The following is a 15,980-nucleotide window of genomic DNA, read 5'->3' as shown; positions in this document are numbered from 1 at the left end:
GAATTTAAGGTTGGAGCACTTCTTCACTGCCTTCAACGGTCATAACGACATTTTTGACTTGGGGAAATTGCTTGAGCGTTAGGTCCACTTGAGCTTGTAGTGATTCAAGTAGCATTGACCCGCCGCCCCATGCTCGCATTTCGCGACTCCAATCGACGTAGGCGGTATCGCCTTCGATCCGCACTGAGCGTAGATGCACCCGCCCAGTCCAGCCGGTTTTATCACCAGTGTAATCGGCAATAATTTTGGGGCTAGGAATCGCTGTGCTATAGGCTGAATCTTCACCAACTGGCCCCCAAACCAATTCACGTAGGGCAGCGCTAGCGACACTTGAGGTTTTTGGTAAGGTTCGAACCCCGTTGATTGAGCCTTCGCCAGCTAACCAAGAGACTTCGACGCTCGTGGTCGGTTGGCTGGTCAGATCTTGCATATACAGATTTTGGCTTAATTCAACCGTGCCATCAGCCTTGACCAACTCTAAAATTGCGCCTTGGTTGGGTAAAATGGGTGGATTTTTGTCCCACATCAAACTCAACGCCAAATAACCGTTGTAGGCTTGGGTCTTGTTTTCCAACAGGGTGCCGTCGGCGTAGCGCAAACGCACGGTGTAATTATCGCTGTTCAAACCGACTGCTTCAACATGCAGTGGCAAGAAGGCACTGGTTTCGGGCGCAGGTTGGGCCAAATATGCGCCTGTGCCATTCCAAGCAGGCAACGTCAGAGTTGCTTCGTCACGCCCAACGACTGAACCATCTTTGGGCGATGTTGTATAGGCTACAATCCGACCGATGCGGCTGCTCAAAGGTGCTTGAAAATTGATACTGCCGCTGAATGTTCCGGCTGAGCCATATTCGCCATCAGCAATCACGCTGGTCTGGCCGAGCAAATGCAATTCACTATCATAGACTTCGATCACCACATTTTTTTCAAAAGGCATTGCCGAGAGCGTGCCTTTGAAATTCAATGGATTACCAACGACAGCATGCATCGCTGGCTCAGTCAATTCGATCAAAATTCTTGGCTCGGCAGGGCTTGGCTCGGCAGAAGTTGAGCTAAATTGGACTGGTTGTTCGGCAATTGTGCGATAGGGCAATTCGCCGCTCATATCATCTTCGATCACCTTGATTACACCTGGACCACTTGCTGCTGCGACGATTGGCACGGTCACATCGAAGGTTGCGCTGCTGCCATATTCGCCAGTGGTATTAATTGGCCCCTCATACAGAATATTGCCGTCGTTGGTTTGAATCACGAGGCGCAAGGTTTTTTCGAATGGCGTGAACACGATTGTGCCTGCCACGCGCACCGAATCGGTTAGCACGGCATCGGCGGGCGGCGCACTCAAGTTAATTTGATTAGCCGTGGCAACCGTCGCTTGCGGCGCGGTTGTGGGAATGCTCGTTGCTGCCGAGCCAGTTTGGATGGTGGCGGTGGCTTGGGCTGGTAAATTGGTCGTTGCTGCTGGAGTGGTCGTTGTTGGGCTTTGGCCACCGCAGGCTACTAGCAATAACGCCAAACTCATATATTTCAAAGAACGCATTGAATCCTCCTTCAGATACACCCTTACTCTAGCGGTTAATCACATTTCAGGCCATGGCTCGCAACTGAGGCTCATCTGATAAAAGGATGAAGGATGAAAGTTTAGAGCAAAGAACATACAGCAGAGAACATAGTCATTAGGGGTCAGGGGCTAGGGATCGGGGGTCGGGAAGCTGGATATTCACATCCTTCACGGTCTTCGCGTGCTTCGTGGTTCCATTCTTCGTGCACTTCGTGTCCTTCGTGGATCAAATACAGCTGGCTAAGCCCTTGTTTTTCGGCGCTAGATAGCCTAAACTACCCACATTAGCAGAGGTCTTCATAGCGAAGGAGTTCGCAGCGTATGATTAATCCAACCATTGAAGCCGCGATTAACGACCAAATCAAGCATGAATTTGAGTCGGCCTACCTGTATCTCTCAATGTCGGCCTACTTCGAGTCGGTTAATTTAAGTGGCTTTGCTCATTGGATGCGCCTGCAGTACGAAGAAGAAACCGTGCACGCCATGAAGCTGTTCGATTATCTGCACGATCGTGGTGGCCGTGCTGTGCTGCAAGCTATGGCCCAGCCTCAATCAAGCTTCAATTCGTCGCTTGAAGTGTTTGAAATGGCTTTGCATCACGAACAACGAGTTACTGCGTTGATCAACTCGCTCTACGATCTGGCGATCAAAGAAAACGATCATGCCACCCAAATTCACTTGCAATGGTTTATTACCGAGCAAGTCGAGGAAGAAAAGAGTGCCTCGGATGTGGTCGAAAAGCTCAAAATGGCTGGCGATCACCCAGGTGCGTTGTTCTTGCTCAATGAACAATTAGGCAGCCGCGCCGCTGAATAGACTTTCCTGCTAGCCCAAGGCCCGCAATCAAGCTGCGGGCCTTTTTCGTTTAATCTGATTTAGCTCGTCGCCAGCGCCACAGGAATAACAGCAAGATTGCCCCAATATTTAAACCAACGGCAAGATTTTTGAGCGTAAAACACCAAGTCCAGAGCATTGCCACAGTTGGCAATTGGGTTGGATATTGCAATAACATCAGAGCTTCGCAAATATTCTCAGCATAATCGGCGCAGAAATAGAGGCTCGCCAAGGCTGGTAGCCAACGTTGCCAACCTTGAGCATCACGAGTCAGCCGCAGCAACGCTAGCCCAAAAAAGAGCCAAACCCCAATCGGTAACAGCATGTCGGGCACAATCAGCCACACATGGCTGCTGCGCTGTTCGCCATAATTGCTGATTAATTGATAGGCTAGTTCGGGCGTAACGCTAGATTTGGCTGAAAATGCGTTCGCGCCACCGCCCAAATCCAACAAGCCATAGCCTCCAGTCCACGAATGAAATAGGCTCGCCAACAGATTGCTAATCAACAATTGGGTCATGGCTATACCAAAGGCTAGCCAAATCAGGCGTGGTTGGGCAAATTTGTGCAAAAATTTAGGCATTGGTTGCTCACGATCAGATTAAATTCAGCCAAAGCATAGCGATGATCGAAACTAGCTGTCAAGCATGAAAAAACCGCCCCAATTTGAGCGGCTGTCGGCTTGGTTGGTGCTTGATTTTAGCTTGGCAGCAGCACAATCGCCTCGCCCTCAATCAAGATTTTGGCTTCTTCATTCAGTAATTGAGTGATTAATGTGGCAATTGGTTTATCGTCGCGCAGGCTTTTGATTTCGGCATAGGCCGTGACCGTATCGCCAATATAAATCGGGCTGCGAAAAGCCAAGGTTTGGTTAAGGTAAATTGTGCCTGGGCCAGGCAGATGCATGCCAATTACCGCTGAAATCAGGCCAGCACCCAGCATCCCATGGGCGATCCGCCGCCCAAAACGTGATTCACGTGCAGCAATTTCGTCGATATGCACCGGGTTGGCATCGCCCGAAATTCCCGCAAACAAAATAATATCGGCTTCGGTAATTGTTTTGCGCAAACGAGCGCTTTGTCCAATTGTATAGCTCATGGTTGAAATCCTTTGAATAGTGGGGATTGGTTGTTGGGGGCTGGGGATCGGGAATACGGATGAAGGATGAAATTCTACAAATCAGTCCTTCGTGCGCTTCGTGTCCTTCGTGGATCAAACCTGGCCCCTAGTCCCTAACCCCTGATCCCTATGTTCTATGTTCTTTGCTCTATGTTCTAATACCCAAACAACTTGCGTAGCTCAGGCTTGACGACCTTACCACTGGCGTTATGTGGTAAGTCGGGCAGAAAATAAATCGATTTGGGGGTTTTGTAGCTGGCAAGGCGTTCACGACAAAAGGCGATCAAGCTTGGCTCATCGAGCTGCGTGCTTGGCCGCAACACTACTAAAGCCCGCCCAACCTCGCCCCAACGACTGTCGGGAATACCAATCACGGCGCATTCTTGTACCGCAGGGTGCTGATAGAGCACGTTTTCAACCTCAGCAGGGTAAACATTCTCGCCGCCAGAAATATACATATCCTTTTTGCGATCAACGATGTAGAAATAACCTTCAGCATCGACCCGCGCCAGATCGCCTGTGTAGAACCAACCTTTTTGCAAGGCCTGAGCGGTTGCGACCGGATTGCGCCAATAGCCATTGCACACCGTCGGTCCATATAAAATCAATTCGCCAATGCTGTTGGTCGGCACATCGCGACCTGCCTCATCGACAATGCGTGCATCGAGGTGAAAAATCGGCTTGCCAACCGAGCCAGCCTTACGAATGGCATCCTCGGGGTTGAGCGTGAAGCAATTAACCGAAACTTCGGTCAGGCCATAGCCTTGGCGAAACGGTATATTGCGCTGCTGATAGGCTTCGATCAAGGGAATTGGACAGGGCGAGCCGCCAGCGATGCAAAAACGTAGGCTGCTGAGGTTGGTTTGGGCAAAATTGGGCGCTTGCAACAGCATCTCAAACATGGTTGGCACTGCAAAAAAGATCGTTACATGCTCTTGCTCGATCAATTGCAAACAGCGTTCGGGGTTCCATTCTTGCATCAAAACCATTGTGCCTCCAGCATGCAAAATGGGCAGGGTTAGCACATTCAGGCCGCCAGTATGAAACAACGGCGTATGAATAATACTCACATCATCGGCATGTAAATCCCAGCCAACATTGGTATTGAGCGAATTCCACACCAGCACCCGATGCGAAAGTACTGCGCCTTTGGGAGCGCCAGTTGTACCCGAGGTATACAAAATCAAGTGCGGATCATCGAGATCAACCGATTCGCTGATCGGCAAATCGCTAGCTTGCGCCAGCAGTTGCTCGTATTCAGGCCCAAACTGAACACACTGCTTGATTGGGGTTTGGCTGCACAAGGTTGGCAGCAGCGGCGCAAATTGGCTATCGTAGAGCAACACACTCGATGCGCTATCTTTGAGCATATAAATTAATTCATGCTCGGTTAAGCGCCAGTTGAGTGGCACTAAAATCGCCCCAAGCTTGCCAGTGGCGAATAAAGCATCGAGGTAGCCAATTTGATTTTTGGCCAAAATCGCCACCCGATCGCCTTTGCCTACACCAAAACGTTGGCGCAAACTCGCAGCCAAACGATTGGCACGGCTATTCAATTGGCGGTAGCTATAGCGCTCGCCATCACGGTCGTCAACCAGCGCTAGTCGCTCTGGCGTAAGCAACTCGCGCTTGCCAAGCCAGTCACCAATGTACATTGCAATGCTCCTTTAATCAGAGGTCAGGGGCTAGGATTTTGATCCACGAAGGACACGAAGTGACACGAAGGTTCGAACCACGAAGAACGCAAAGGATGCTAAGAACTTCAAAATCTATCCATTTCATCCTTCATCCCTCATAATTCATCCTTAGGAATCTCTGCGTTAAACCTATCCCCTAGATTCTGATACCTACCCCTTTTTGACTTTTGCCCTTTGACTTTTGCCTTGGTTTATCCCCAACGCACGGCGCTTGCGGCCCAAGTATAGCCAGTGCCAGCACCTGCCAACACCACCAAATCGCCAGCTTTGAGCAAGCCACGTTGCTGAGCCAAATCAAGTGCCAATTGTTGATCAACCGATTGAATATGCCCATAATCATCAAGGTAGATTGCTTGATCGGGGCGTAAGCCTAAATCGTGCAATAAGCCATTGTGAAACGATGGCTTCATATGGGTAATTGCTAGAAAATCAATATCCGAGCGCCGATAGCCCGAACGGGTAACAGCTTGGTCAATGACTTGCACAAAATTAGGCTGTGAAACCAAGCCCAAGCGATCCCGCATATCTTCAAGTTGCAAGACATCAAGTTGATGGTAGCCTGCATCGACCGTGGCTTGGCTGGCGGGAAAACGCGCACCACCACCGCGCATCACGACATTTTCGCTAAACGAGCCATCGACCAGCACCGCCGATTCGAGCACTTGGTTGGTTGCATAATCGCGGCGCAGCAGCATGGCCGATGCCCCCGCGCCAAAGTTGAACATAAATCGCGCTTGTTGGTTGTCATAGCGCACAAGCTCATTTTCGCGAGCTGCCGAAACCAACAAAATATTGCGCAACGTTGGGTCAGCTCGCATTTGATCGCGGGCGGTTTTGATGGCAACTGGTGAACCAGCGCACAAGGCATAAATTTCATAGGCATACGCCCGTTTCGCCCCAATCAGGTGTTGAATTTTGGCCGCCGCCGACCAAACCACATAATCTTTGTATTCGCTGCCGTGATAAATAATCAAATCAACATCCAGCGGGTCGAGTTCGGCGATTGCCAAAGCTTTACGAGCAGCCTCAGCCGCCATGGCCGATGGTGTATCGTGGGCTTCGGCCAAGTGTTTTTGGCGAATACCCAGCTTTTCGATCACCACAGCTTCGGGGATGTTGGCGGCTAAGGCGATTTGGCTAGCAGTTTCGACGGCTGCTGGCAGATAAGTCGCGATTGCAGCAATGCCAATTGGCGGAAATTCGTAGGTCATGATTCAGCCTTTGGTTTCATGGCTTGGCGTAGACGTTCGACCGAGCTACGGCTGGTTTTGCCGCGCAACTTACGAATCGCCCCCATCAAGCCAGCTGGGAAGAATAACACCAGCACCACATACACGATGCCAAATACTAAGTCGGGGCGCAGCCACGCTGGCAGAAGTGCCTGCATAAATTCGCCTTTGAGGCCATGATCAAGCAAGCGGATGGTCGCAGCACCAAGCATTGGCCCAATCAGCGTGCCAATCCCGCCGATGATCGTCATCAACAAGGCTTGAATGGTGAGATTAACACTGAGCATTTCGAAGCTAGCACTTTTTTCATACAGCACCATCAACATCCCTGCCAAGGCCGCAATCGTTGATGAAATTGATGTTGCCAATAATTTGAAATGCAGCGTGTTATAGCCCAAGGCCGTGGCGCGTGGCTCATTCTCGCGAATTGCCACAAATACCCGGCCTGTTGGCGAGTTGATTAAGCGTCGCGCCGCGTAATACAGGCCAACCATACAAGCCAAGGTCAAAAAGTAAAAGCGCAGTCGATAGGTCGTGGCATCGATCGCTGCTGGCACGACAATCCCCTGCAAGCCGATTTCGCCACCCGTAATTGGCTTGAGCTTGGGGTCATCGGCTTTAAACAGGATGAAGGCAATTTCGGCCAGCGCAAGGGTAATCATCGAAAAATAGACCCCGCTGACCCGTAGCGACAATGCGCCCACTGCTGCCCCGATAGTTGCGCCAACCACAATCACCGCTGCAATCACAATTAGCATCGAGGGCGGCTCGGCTTGGCGCAACAAAATGGCGGCGGTATAGCCACCAGCGCCAAAAAACAGCGCATGGCCAAACGAAATCATGCCGGTGTAGCCCATCAGCAAATCGTAGCTCAGGGCATAAATCGCCAGAATAAAAATCTGAATGAAAACCCCTTGCCAAAAGCGGGTGGTATCGGCGGCAAAGGCAAATGGCAAGCTTGCAAGGCCGCCAATCGCCACAAGTGGCAGTAGTGGGCGCAAACGCTGCATAGCAAACCTCGCCTAAACTTGGGTCAGAAAATCGAGTAGAGCCGTATTGAACAAACTGGGCTGTTCGATCTGTGGTGAGTGGCCACAATTTGCCAGCACCGTTTCTTGATATTGGCCACCATGAGCGGCATAGTTTTCGAGCACTGCCCGCATTTGGCCAACCATCGGCTGGGCAGGATGAGTTTCCGCACCAGGCCAACCTGGAACTAAGCCCAATTGGCCAAGCATACATAAATCAAACATCGAAGCATCAGAGACAATTTGGTCAGCATCGCCGCGAATCCACAGCACTGGCGGTTGGGGCTGAATTGTGGCAAAGCTGTTTTGGTTCAGATATTTGGGCGAGAGCGCATTATTTACGCCGCCTGTACCTGGGGCAACCATCGGCCAGTTAGCCGAAGCCACCAAATCGCCTGGGTAGTTTTGCGGCGAGCAATAGGTCTGAAGCATTTCATCAACAAACACATCCTCGCGGCTTGAGCGGAATGGTGGTTTGAAGTAGAAGCTATTCATAATGGTGCGTGGCGAAACAGGGCCATCGCCGCGATCTTCATTTTTCAAGGCTTCGACAAAGGCAGCATTGGCCGTACCACCGCCGCTCCCAGCGTAGTCAGGGCTGTTGGGTTGGCCGTCGAGGCCTTGGGTGCCGCCGTAACCATAGGGTGAGCCGGGGGCAACAAGCGTCAGCGAACGCACATTCGCAGCGTAATCGAGGGCATATTGCAGCACCACATTGCCGCCCAACGACCACCCAACCAAGTGTGGTTGACGAATATTGAGGGTTTGCAATAGGCTATCGAGATCGTCGCTGAAGTCGCGCACCCCACGGGTTGCATCAAGCGGCAAGCGCTCCGAGCGGCCATAACTCCGCATATCAGGGGCAATCACATAATAATCATCAGGCAAGGCCAGCATCAATTCTTCCCAAAAACGGGCGGCTGAAACATTGCCATGAACCAGCACAATTGGCGGTTTGCTTGGGTCGCCACGCTCAATCACATACATCGCCAAGCGCGGCGTTTGAATAACACGGGCGGTTAATCCAGCTAACAATGGTGGATTGAGCATGGTTTTCTCCGTAATAGATAGGGATCGGGGGTTAGGGGCTGGGGATCGGCCACTCGAACCAAACCCTCGGCTTTTCCCAACTCCACGCTTTTTCTAGTGACCAAAACAGAGGAGTTGCACATCCTATTCGATATATGGAATATAAGTGTTTATTTCCATTCCTAACCTTCGTGCAATTCGTGCAATTCGTGGCTAAAAATCTTCTTCGCGTGCTGCGCGGTTCCGATCCCCGACCCCCAACAACCGATCCCTAGTTTTTATTAAAAATCCCGCCAGGCTTGAGCAATAGCACGATCGCCATTACCAGCACGGTTGAGGCCGAGGCGATTGCAGTTGGTAGGCCTGTTTCCAGCACTAAATGGTCACTAAACGTTCGAGCCAGTCCAATCAACAATGCGCCTGCTGCGGCTCCGCTATAACTGCCCAAACCGCCAATTACGACCACGATAAAGGCAAAAAGCTGGTATTCCAAGCCCATTTCGGGGTAAACCCCAATAAACGAGGCTGCTACCGCGCCGCCCAAAGCCGCCAAGCCACTGCCAAAACCAAATACTCCGGTAAAAACCCGCCGCACGTTGATGCCCATCGCCTCGACCATGGCGCTATCCTGCACGCCAGCCCGAATCGTCAGGCCAATCCGTGAACGGCGTAGCACTAAGGCGATTAGCACTGCCAACGAAACGCTGAGGCAGATCAAAAACAGGCTATAGCTGGGGAAGCGTCGGCCCAATAGACTCAGGCTTTCGGTCAACATTGGCGGCTTGATGGGGGCACGGCTGAGCGAACCCCAAGCCGGAATCGTGCGCACCAAGGCATCAAACACAAATACCAAGCCCAAAGTTAGCAACACTTGGTAAATTGGCCGTTTGTAGAGTGGGCGAATTAGGCTGATTTCGATTAAGCTACCAACTGCCGCGCCCACCAATGTGCCAACAATCAAGCCGATGATAAAGCGCAGATTGCCGCTGGCGATGGTGATTGGCCAATGACCAGCGTAATTTGGATCAAGCCAGACATTGCAGGTCCAAGCGCAGTAGCCACCGAGCATAAATAGCGAGCCATGGGCAAAATTTAGCACATCCATCAAGCCGAAAATCAACGATAAACCCGCTGAGATCATAAAGTAGATCGCGGCCAAGGTCAGGCCTGGCAACAAAATACCAGTAATCAGCTTGGGCCAACTCGCAGGCGCAACCGTTAGCACTGTGGCGAAAATCAGCACAAAAACTGCGGGAATAACCAACGGTGCTAAGCGTTCGCGCAAGGGTTTGGTTTGAATTGTCGGGGGAGCAGCAACAGCCATACTCAACACCTTTTAGGCAGCACCAAGATAGCGCTGAATTAATTGGGGATTGCCCCGTAGCGCCGTCATCGTGCCATGATCAACAGTTCGGCCATCATCGAGCATATAGTAGGCTTGGCTGATGGCGCTGGCCATCCGAAAATTTTGCTCAACCAACACCACGGTGGTATGTTCGCTCAGCGCCGTAATTGCTCGCATCATCTGTTCGATAATCACCGGAGCAAGGCCTTCGCTCGGCTCATCGATCAACAGCAATTGGGTTTCGGGAACCAACGCCCGCGCAATCGCCAGCATTTGTTGCTGGCCGCCCGAAAGTTGACTGCCGAGCAACCGCTCAAGCCGCTGCAAATCGGGAAACAAGCTAAATATCAAATCGCCACGTCGGCGTAAATCGCCGCGTTTGCGTTCAGCCAAAATCAAATGCTCAGTTACCGTCAAATCGCGAAAAATTGCGCGATGCTCTGGCACATAGCCAATGCCTAGTTGGGCAATGCTGAAAGTGCGCAAGCTGTTGAGCCGTTGGCCAGCAAAGCGAATTGAGCCTGCTTGCGGCGGCGTTAAGCCCATAATTGATTTGAGCGTGGTGGTTTTGCCAGCGCCGTTGCGCCCAAGAATGGCGGTAATCGAGCCTTGTTCGGCCTGCAACGAGACATCGTGCAAAATATGATATTGGCCGATGAAGGTCTGAAGTTGCTCAACTTCAAGAATTGGTGTCATGGGCAACCTCGTGAGGCTGAGTTAGCACATCATCATACAATTCGCCGAGGTAGGCTTGCTGCACCCGTGGATCGGCGGCAATCGCTTGGGGCGTGCCTTCGGCCAACACACTGCCACCGTGCATCACCGTAATTTGATCGGAAATGCTCATCACCACATCCATGCGATGCTCAACCAGAATAATTGTATGTTGGCCGCTTTGGCGCAGTTGCTGAATAATCTCGATCAATTCGGGCACTTGGTTGGCGGCCATGCCAGCGGTTGGCTCATCGAGCAACAATAGCCGAGGCTCACTGGCGAGCAGCAGGGCTAATTCGAGCTTGCGTTTATCGCCATGCGGCAAGGCGCTGGCGAGCACTTGCTCAACCCCGCGCAATCCTACCAACTTGAGCGCCGCCTGTGCCCGTTCGTGATAACGCTCGAACCGATCGCTGTGCTGCCAAAATTTGAAGGTATCACGGCCTCGGGCTTGAGCAGCCAAACGCACATTTTCGGCCACGCTCAGTGAGGGAAACAAACTGGTAATTTGGTAGGCGCGGCCAATGCCAAGGTGAATCATGCGGTGCAAGGGTCGGCCAGTAATCTCGTTACCAGCGAAAAACACCTTACCGCTGCTGGGCTTAATCGCGCCACTAATCATGTTGAAGAAGGTCGTTTTACCCGCCCCATTTGGCCCAATAACCGAGTGAAACGAACCTTCTTCAACTGCGATGCTTACATCACGCACCGCCTGCAAACCACCAAACGAGCGTGAAAGATGTTCAGTTTTCAACAAAACGTTTGGCATTGAAAATTCCTTTATCGAGTGAGGGGTCGGGGACTAGGGGCTAGGGTTCAGGGACTAAGGGACTATGGATCAGAAGCTTGCCTGTGCGATTTTACTGACCCCTAACGATTGACCCCTGACCCCTAACGACTGACTCCTGATCTTACTCCGTCACCATCACAGGTGGGGCAGTTTGTTCAGCGCTGCGTTCTTGCAACAACTCAAAGAACTTTGCATCGGGGTCGGTAATGCTGATCAATTTGACCATGTACATCGGCTGGAGCGCTTGATGATCTTCTTTGCGGAAGGTGTAGGTGCCTTTTGGCCCTTCGAAGCTCATTCCTTCGAGTGCTGCGATCAAGGCATCGGCGTTGGTATCGCCCTTGGTTGCTTCCAAGCCGCGCACGGTTGCAATGCCTGAAGCCATCCCGCCAGCGGTGAAGAGATCGGGGTATGAGCCATATTTGGCTTTGTGTTGCTCAACCAACCAATCGTTAACTTCGTTCTTGGGCAGGGTGTAGTGGTAAGCAATCATGCCAACCGAGCCAACCGCATCGGCATAGACCATCGGCATGGTCACGTTATCGCCAAAGCCAGTTGCCAAGGTCAGTTTATCGAGCACGCCTTGCTCTTGCATTTGCTGGAACAAGCGTGGGAAGTTGGCTCCGGCCCAGGTGACCATCAACACTTTGGCCTGTTTTTCGTCGGCAGCATCGAGCAATTTTTGCAAGTAAGGGGTAAAGTCGGTTGTATCGGCAGGAATAAACACATCGTCCGAGACGAAGGTGCCACCGTTGGCCTCGATGATCGAGCGCCACGAAGCGGCTGAGCCTTTGCCAAAATCGGTGTCAGGAGCCAATTGCACAAATTCTTTGCCAACGTTCTCGACCATATACGGGCCGGCGGTCAAGGCATCTTGCAAGGTATTGCGGCCAGTGCGGAAGACGAAGCGATTGAAATTCGAACCAGTAATTTGTGGCCCAGCCGCTGGATCAATCATCGCAATGATGTTGTTTTCTTTGGCAATTTCAATCACGGTCAAGGCGCTTGAGGTTGAGGCACAACATTGCAGCAATTCCACGCCATCTTTTTCGATCAACTCACGCGCCAATTGACGAGCGCGTTCGGGGTTGTTTTCATCGTCTTTGACAATCACTTCAATTGGGCGGCCAGCAACTTGCATCGTGCCGTTGGTGGCATACTCCAAGCCCAACATAAAGCCATTGATTTCTTGGGTTCCATACAACGACAAGGCCTTGGATTGATCAGTGATCAGGCCAATTTTGATCGGCTTGCCAGTTGCAGCAGCGCTATCGCTGGTTGGCGCGGCGGTTGGTTCGGTGCTTTCTGTCGTTGCGGCAGGCGCGGTCGTCGCGGGAGGAGCTTGGGTGGCTTGGGCCGAATCGCTGGTTGGATTGGTGGCGGCGGTTGGTTCAACTCCAGTGCCACTGCTACAAGCAGCCAATAGCTGAATTGCAGTAACCAGAATTACCAACATCGAAATCAAACGCTTCATTACGTGCGTCCTCCTTTGGACTATGCAATTGAAGTAGCTCTCACTTCAGCATAGCAAAGGCCAGTTACACTTGAGTTACAGTTGATGCAGCGTTTGTTCGGCTCGTTGGTAGGCGGCTTTGGTAGTGGGCATTGGCGCTAAGCCCAAATCGTGCTCAAGCATTTGTTGGCAACGTTGATAGCTGCGTTGCAGTTGCACCCGATTGCCAAGTTGAGCATAGGCCATAAAACTGGCTTGATAGGCGTTTTCTTGATAGGGATCGGCTTGCAAGGCGGCTTCAGCCCACTCCAAGGCTTCGTTTGGTTGCTGTTCAGTCAACAATAATTGGGCTAATTCGCAGGCTGCTTGCACAAAATTATGGCGCAATTGCTCACGCACAGCGTTTGCCCAGTCGCTATACAAACAATCGCCCAAAAAATCGCCAGCATACAAATTGAGCGCTTGGCGATAGTAATTAATTGCTTCTAGTGGATTGCTAGCGTGGTTGGCACGTTGCAGCAATTGCTCAAAGCGCAGCACATCAAGCTGAATTGGCGCAGTATCAAACGCCAAACGATAGGCAGTATTGCGGCGTTGAATGTAACTTGAGGCTTGGCGCGTCGGGCGTTCTGGCTCCAACACGGCGGTTAGCGCATTCAAGGCAACTTTAAAGTGGGCTTCGGCTTGATTTGGGGCTAAATCAGGCCAGAACAGATCGCAAATTTGCTCACGCTGAATCCATTGGCCGCGTTGGGTAATTAAAATTCCAAGCAAGGCGATTGCCGATTTACGACCCCAATTCAGCACCTCGCTTGAGCCACGCCACGCCCGCAGCTGGCCAAAGGCTTGTAAATGCAACACTTGTGGGGCTTGCCAGCGGCTGGGTGGCAATATCAAATTGGGCTGTTCGTGGATGATAATACCGCTGCTGGCTGGCTCGCTGCCGAGTTGCCCAAGTTGTTGCAAGGCATTAATTCGTGCCTCGGTCATCACCAACATGCCTAGCGAGATGATTGTGTGAGTTCGTTCGAGCCACCATGCCAACGCCTCTGGCTCGCGATCCAAAGCCTGCTTCAAAAATTGGGTCATCACATTGGTTGAGAGATGGGTGACAAGCATGCTGTGGACTGGCGAGATGCCTTGTTGGGCGCGTTGCACCGCCACCTCACGCCAATAATCGGCATAGGTTGAGGTTGTGCCTTGCGCTAAATCGATCTCGATTGAATGAATGGCATTGTAGAGCGCCATTTTGACATGCTGCTGCGGCAAGCTGGCATATACAGGCACATGGTTAGCAACAATTTGCTCGGACACATGATCAACAAAATCGGGCAAGAGTTGATGAAAAACACGTACTACCTGTTGCATACGCTACTCCTCAGCGGTGAGGTGATGGTTGGTCGAAGCAGGTGGGGTGGCTGAGCCTTGAAACAATATTATAGCAGAGCCACGAAAATCAAAAGGCAGAAGGCAAAAATCAAAAGAAGGGCTAGGGATCAGGGGTCGGGGATCTGGGCACAGGCGCTTATTGAGTTGACATAATCTATAGCTGGAAATGTACCTTCGTGTCCTTCGTGCTCTGCGTGGTTAAAAAAGCGCTGCGCCGCTGCGTTTATAATAGATCGTATGTTCTGTATTCTCTAGACGCGAGGTAACAATGAGCACCATTGCATTTTTACGCGCAATCAACATTACCAACCACTTTGTCAAGATGGAAGATTTACGCGCTGTCTTGGTGGCCCATGGCTTTAATAATGTTCAGACCTATATTCAATCGGGCAATGTGGTTTTTGATGATCCAACTCAAGGCTATGCTGAGGTCGAACACTTGATTGCCAGCCAACTTGAGTCCCGTTTTGGTTTTGCAGTCGCAACATTTTTGCGTTCTGCCGCCGAATTGGTCGAGCTGGAAGAGGCTTGCCCGTTTACGCCAAATGAAATCGATCCGCAAGCGGCGTTATATGTGACCTTTGTGCAGCACGAACCAGATGCTGAAGCTCAAACGCGACTAGACCAGTATCAAAATGAGTTGGATACATTTCGAATTACTGGGCGGCATGTCTGGTGGTTGCGGCATAAACAACGTGGGGAAAGCAAGTTTAGCGGGGCAAAATTGGAGCGAGCGATCAAACAGGCCGGAACTGCCCGTAATATCACTACGATTCGCGCGATGATCGCCAAATATGGCTTTACCAAGTAGCTGGCTTTCAAAGGCTGAAAGCCAGCTCGTGGATTATTCAGCAATCAGGCCGCGCCGTTTGAAGTCGGCGGTTACCCGCGCCGTCAAATCGTAAAGGTTTTCGCCAAGGAACAAACTTGGGCGGAGTTCATCGCGATCACGGCGTTTTTCCACGGCGAGCCAGGTTGGCCCATATTGATAGACATTTAAGCTGATATCACCAAGCACAATCGGCTCGTTGACTGCGGTTAAATCTTTTTTCCAAATTTCCCATGGCTCGGCAAACATGCGATCAACCCGTAGATCGTGTTCGTGGAACAGCCGTTTATCTTTGATCAAGGCTTTGGCGACTAAGGCATGTAAGCCCATCAAGGCGTTTGGCTCGCTCAATGGCACAGCATGGCGCTTGCTCGCTGCAAAGGCATACAATTCTTGCTCATTGGCAAACACAGGTGCCCAGAAATCGGTTTGACCAGTAATCCGCTTTTTGAAATAGCAGGTCGGGCGAATCAAGCCCAGTGTTTTGGCATCGACACCGCGCACATGCAGCTTATCGCTGGCTCCAGGTCGGCCAAGCACCCCCGTCAAATGCAGATATTCATTCAAATATTCACGCACTTTGGCGAGCTCAACATGGCGAAAAACTGGGCCACCAGGGGTTGTCGCCAGCACATCATCACCAATGCTATAAATTGGGTAAACTTGGCGTGAACGGCGGGCAATGAACACATAGGTTGGTAGGCGAGCCAAGTTGACCAAGGCTTTGAGCACAGGCACTGCTTGGCGTAGTGCCGTTTCAGGATCAGCATCCTCAACCCGAAAGCCGGCAATCTCCAGTTCATAGAGTTTTTGCTCAGGTGAGTGATAGATGGGCAATTCTAGGGTTTGCTGCTGAATCAATGTGCCAGGGGCATAATCGGCGCTCACCACATAGGGTTGGAGCGGAGTTTCAGGTTTGGTGCTCACTGCAAGTTGCATAATCGCTCCTTGATGCTAACGATG

General features: G+C 51.4%; 15 protein-coding genes. 2 read left to right on the top strand and 13 right to left on the bottom strand.

The genetic code is table 11. The features are described 5' to 3' along the window. Nucleotides 1-4: 4 nt before the first annotated feature. On the bottom strand, nt 5-1,540 hold the full coding sequence (locus LCH85_23425; protein MCA0354958.1) for a GerMN domain-containing protein: 1,536 nt from the start codon (nt 1,538-1,540) through the stop codon (nt 5-7). 342 nt (nt 1,541-1,882) lie between these two features. On the opposite strand from LCH85_23425, the gene LCH85_23420 reads away from it, so the two are divergent. Beyond that, nucleotides 1,883-2,377: a ferritin gene (locus LCH85_23420; protein MCA0354957.1), complete on the top strand. Its 495-nt coding sequence runs from the start codon at nt 1,883-1,885 to the stop codon at nt 2,375-2,377. Nucleotides 2,378-2,426: 49 nt separating this feature from the next. Here the strand turns inward: LCH85_23420 and LCH85_23415 are convergent, their stop codons facing one another. From LCH85_23415 to LCH85_23365, 11 genes are all read right to left on the bottom strand, one after another. Further along, nucleotides 2,427-2,978 carry a hypothetical protein gene (locus LCH85_23415; GenBank protein ID MCA0354956.1) on the bottom strand — a complete coding sequence of 184 codons (552 nt, stop codon included), beginning with the start codon at nt 2,976-2,978 and terminating at the stop codon, nt 2,427-2,429. Between the two features lie 116 nt (nt 2,979-3,094). Further along, nucleotides 3,095-3,493 (bottom strand): MaoC family dehydratase, encoded by a 399-nt coding sequence (locus LCH85_23410; protein ID MCA0354955.1) that lies wholly within the window; start codon nt 3,491-3,493, stop codon nt 3,095-3,097. 176 nt (nt 3,494-3,669) lie between these two features. Then, nucleotides 3,670-5,169 carry a long-chain fatty acid--CoA ligase gene (locus LCH85_23405; protein MCA0354954.1) on the bottom strand — a complete coding sequence of 500 codons (1,500 nt, stop codon included), beginning with the start codon at nt 5,167-5,169 and terminating at the stop codon, nt 3,670-3,672. 233 nt (nt 5,170-5,402) lie between these two features. Beyond that, nucleotides 5,403-6,422, bottom strand: coding sequence for a 3-oxoacyl-ACP synthase (locus LCH85_23400; protein ID MCA0354953.1), 1,020 nt, complete (start codon nt 6,420-6,422; stop codon nt 5,403-5,405). Next, on the bottom strand, nt 6,419-7,450 hold the full coding sequence (locus LCH85_23395) for a branched-chain amino acid ABC transporter permease (protein MCA0354952.1): 1,032 nt from the start codon (nt 7,448-7,450) through the stop codon (nt 6,419-6,421). Before LCH85_23395 ends, LCH85_23400 begins: the two co-directional genes overlap by 4 nt. Before the next feature lie 12 nt (nt 7,451-7,462). After that, the gene (locus tag LCH85_23390; protein ID MCA0354951.1) at nt 7,463-8,518 is read right to left on the bottom strand and encodes an alpha/beta hydrolase; all 1,056 of its coding nucleotides are present in this window, start codon (nt 8,516-8,518) and stop codon (nt 7,463-7,465) included. A 250-nt stretch (nt 8,519-8,768) separates the two neighbouring features. Next, nucleotides 8,769-9,821 carry a branched-chain amino acid ABC transporter permease gene (locus tag LCH85_23385; protein ID MCA0354950.1) on the bottom strand — a complete coding sequence of 351 codons (1,053 nt, stop codon included), beginning with the start codon at nt 9,819-9,821 and terminating at the stop codon, nt 8,769-8,771. A gap of 12 nt (nt 9,822-9,833) precedes the next feature. Further along, a complete protein-coding gene (locus LCH85_23380; GenBank protein ID MCA0354949.1) occupies nt 9,834-10,538 on the bottom strand; it encodes an ABC transporter ATP-binding protein in 705 nt (234 codons plus the stop codon). Continuing rightward, complete coding sequence (locus tag LCH85_23375; protein ID MCA0354948.1) at nt 10,522-11,325, bottom strand: ABC transporter ATP-binding protein; 804 nt, start codon at nt 11,323-11,325, stop codon at nt 10,522-10,524. The genes LCH85_23380 and LCH85_23375 overlap by 17 nt, the downstream gene beginning before the upstream one ends. 142 nt (nt 11,326-11,467) lie before the next feature. Beyond that, on the bottom strand, nt 11,468-12,820 hold the full coding sequence (locus LCH85_23370; protein ID MCA0354947.1) for a substrate-binding domain-containing protein: 1,353 nt from the start codon (nt 12,818-12,820) through the stop codon (nt 11,468-11,470). 75 nt (nt 12,821-12,895) lie between these two features. Further along, nucleotides 12,896-14,167, bottom strand: coding sequence for a bacterial transcriptional activator domain-containing protein (locus LCH85_23365; GenBank protein ID MCA0354946.1), 1,272 nt, complete (start codon nt 14,165-14,167; stop codon nt 12,896-12,898). A 289-nt stretch (nt 14,168-14,456) separates the two neighbouring features. Between LCH85_23365 and LCH85_23360 the strand changes: the two genes are divergently transcribed. After that, entirely contained in the window at nt 14,457-14,999 is a 543-nt protein-coding gene (locus LCH85_23360) for a DUF1697 domain-containing protein (GenBank protein ID MCA0354945.1), read from the top strand. Nucleotides 15,000-15,032: 33 nt separating this feature from the next. Here LCH85_23360 and LCH85_23355 read toward each other — a convergent pair whose 3' ends face one another. Continuing rightward, nucleotides 15,033-15,956, bottom strand: coding sequence for a hypothetical protein (locus LCH85_23355; GenBank protein ID MCA0354944.1), 924 nt, complete (start codon nt 15,954-15,956; stop codon nt 15,033-15,035). Nucleotides 15,957-15,980: the final 24 nt, after the last annotated feature.

The organism is Chloroflexota bacterium, assembly GCA_020161265.1.
Classification (GTDB): Bacteria; Chloroflexota; Chloroflexia; order Chloroflexales; family Herpetosiphonaceae; genus Herpetosiphon.
This window is presented reverse-complemented; position numbering and strand designations above follow the sequence as displayed.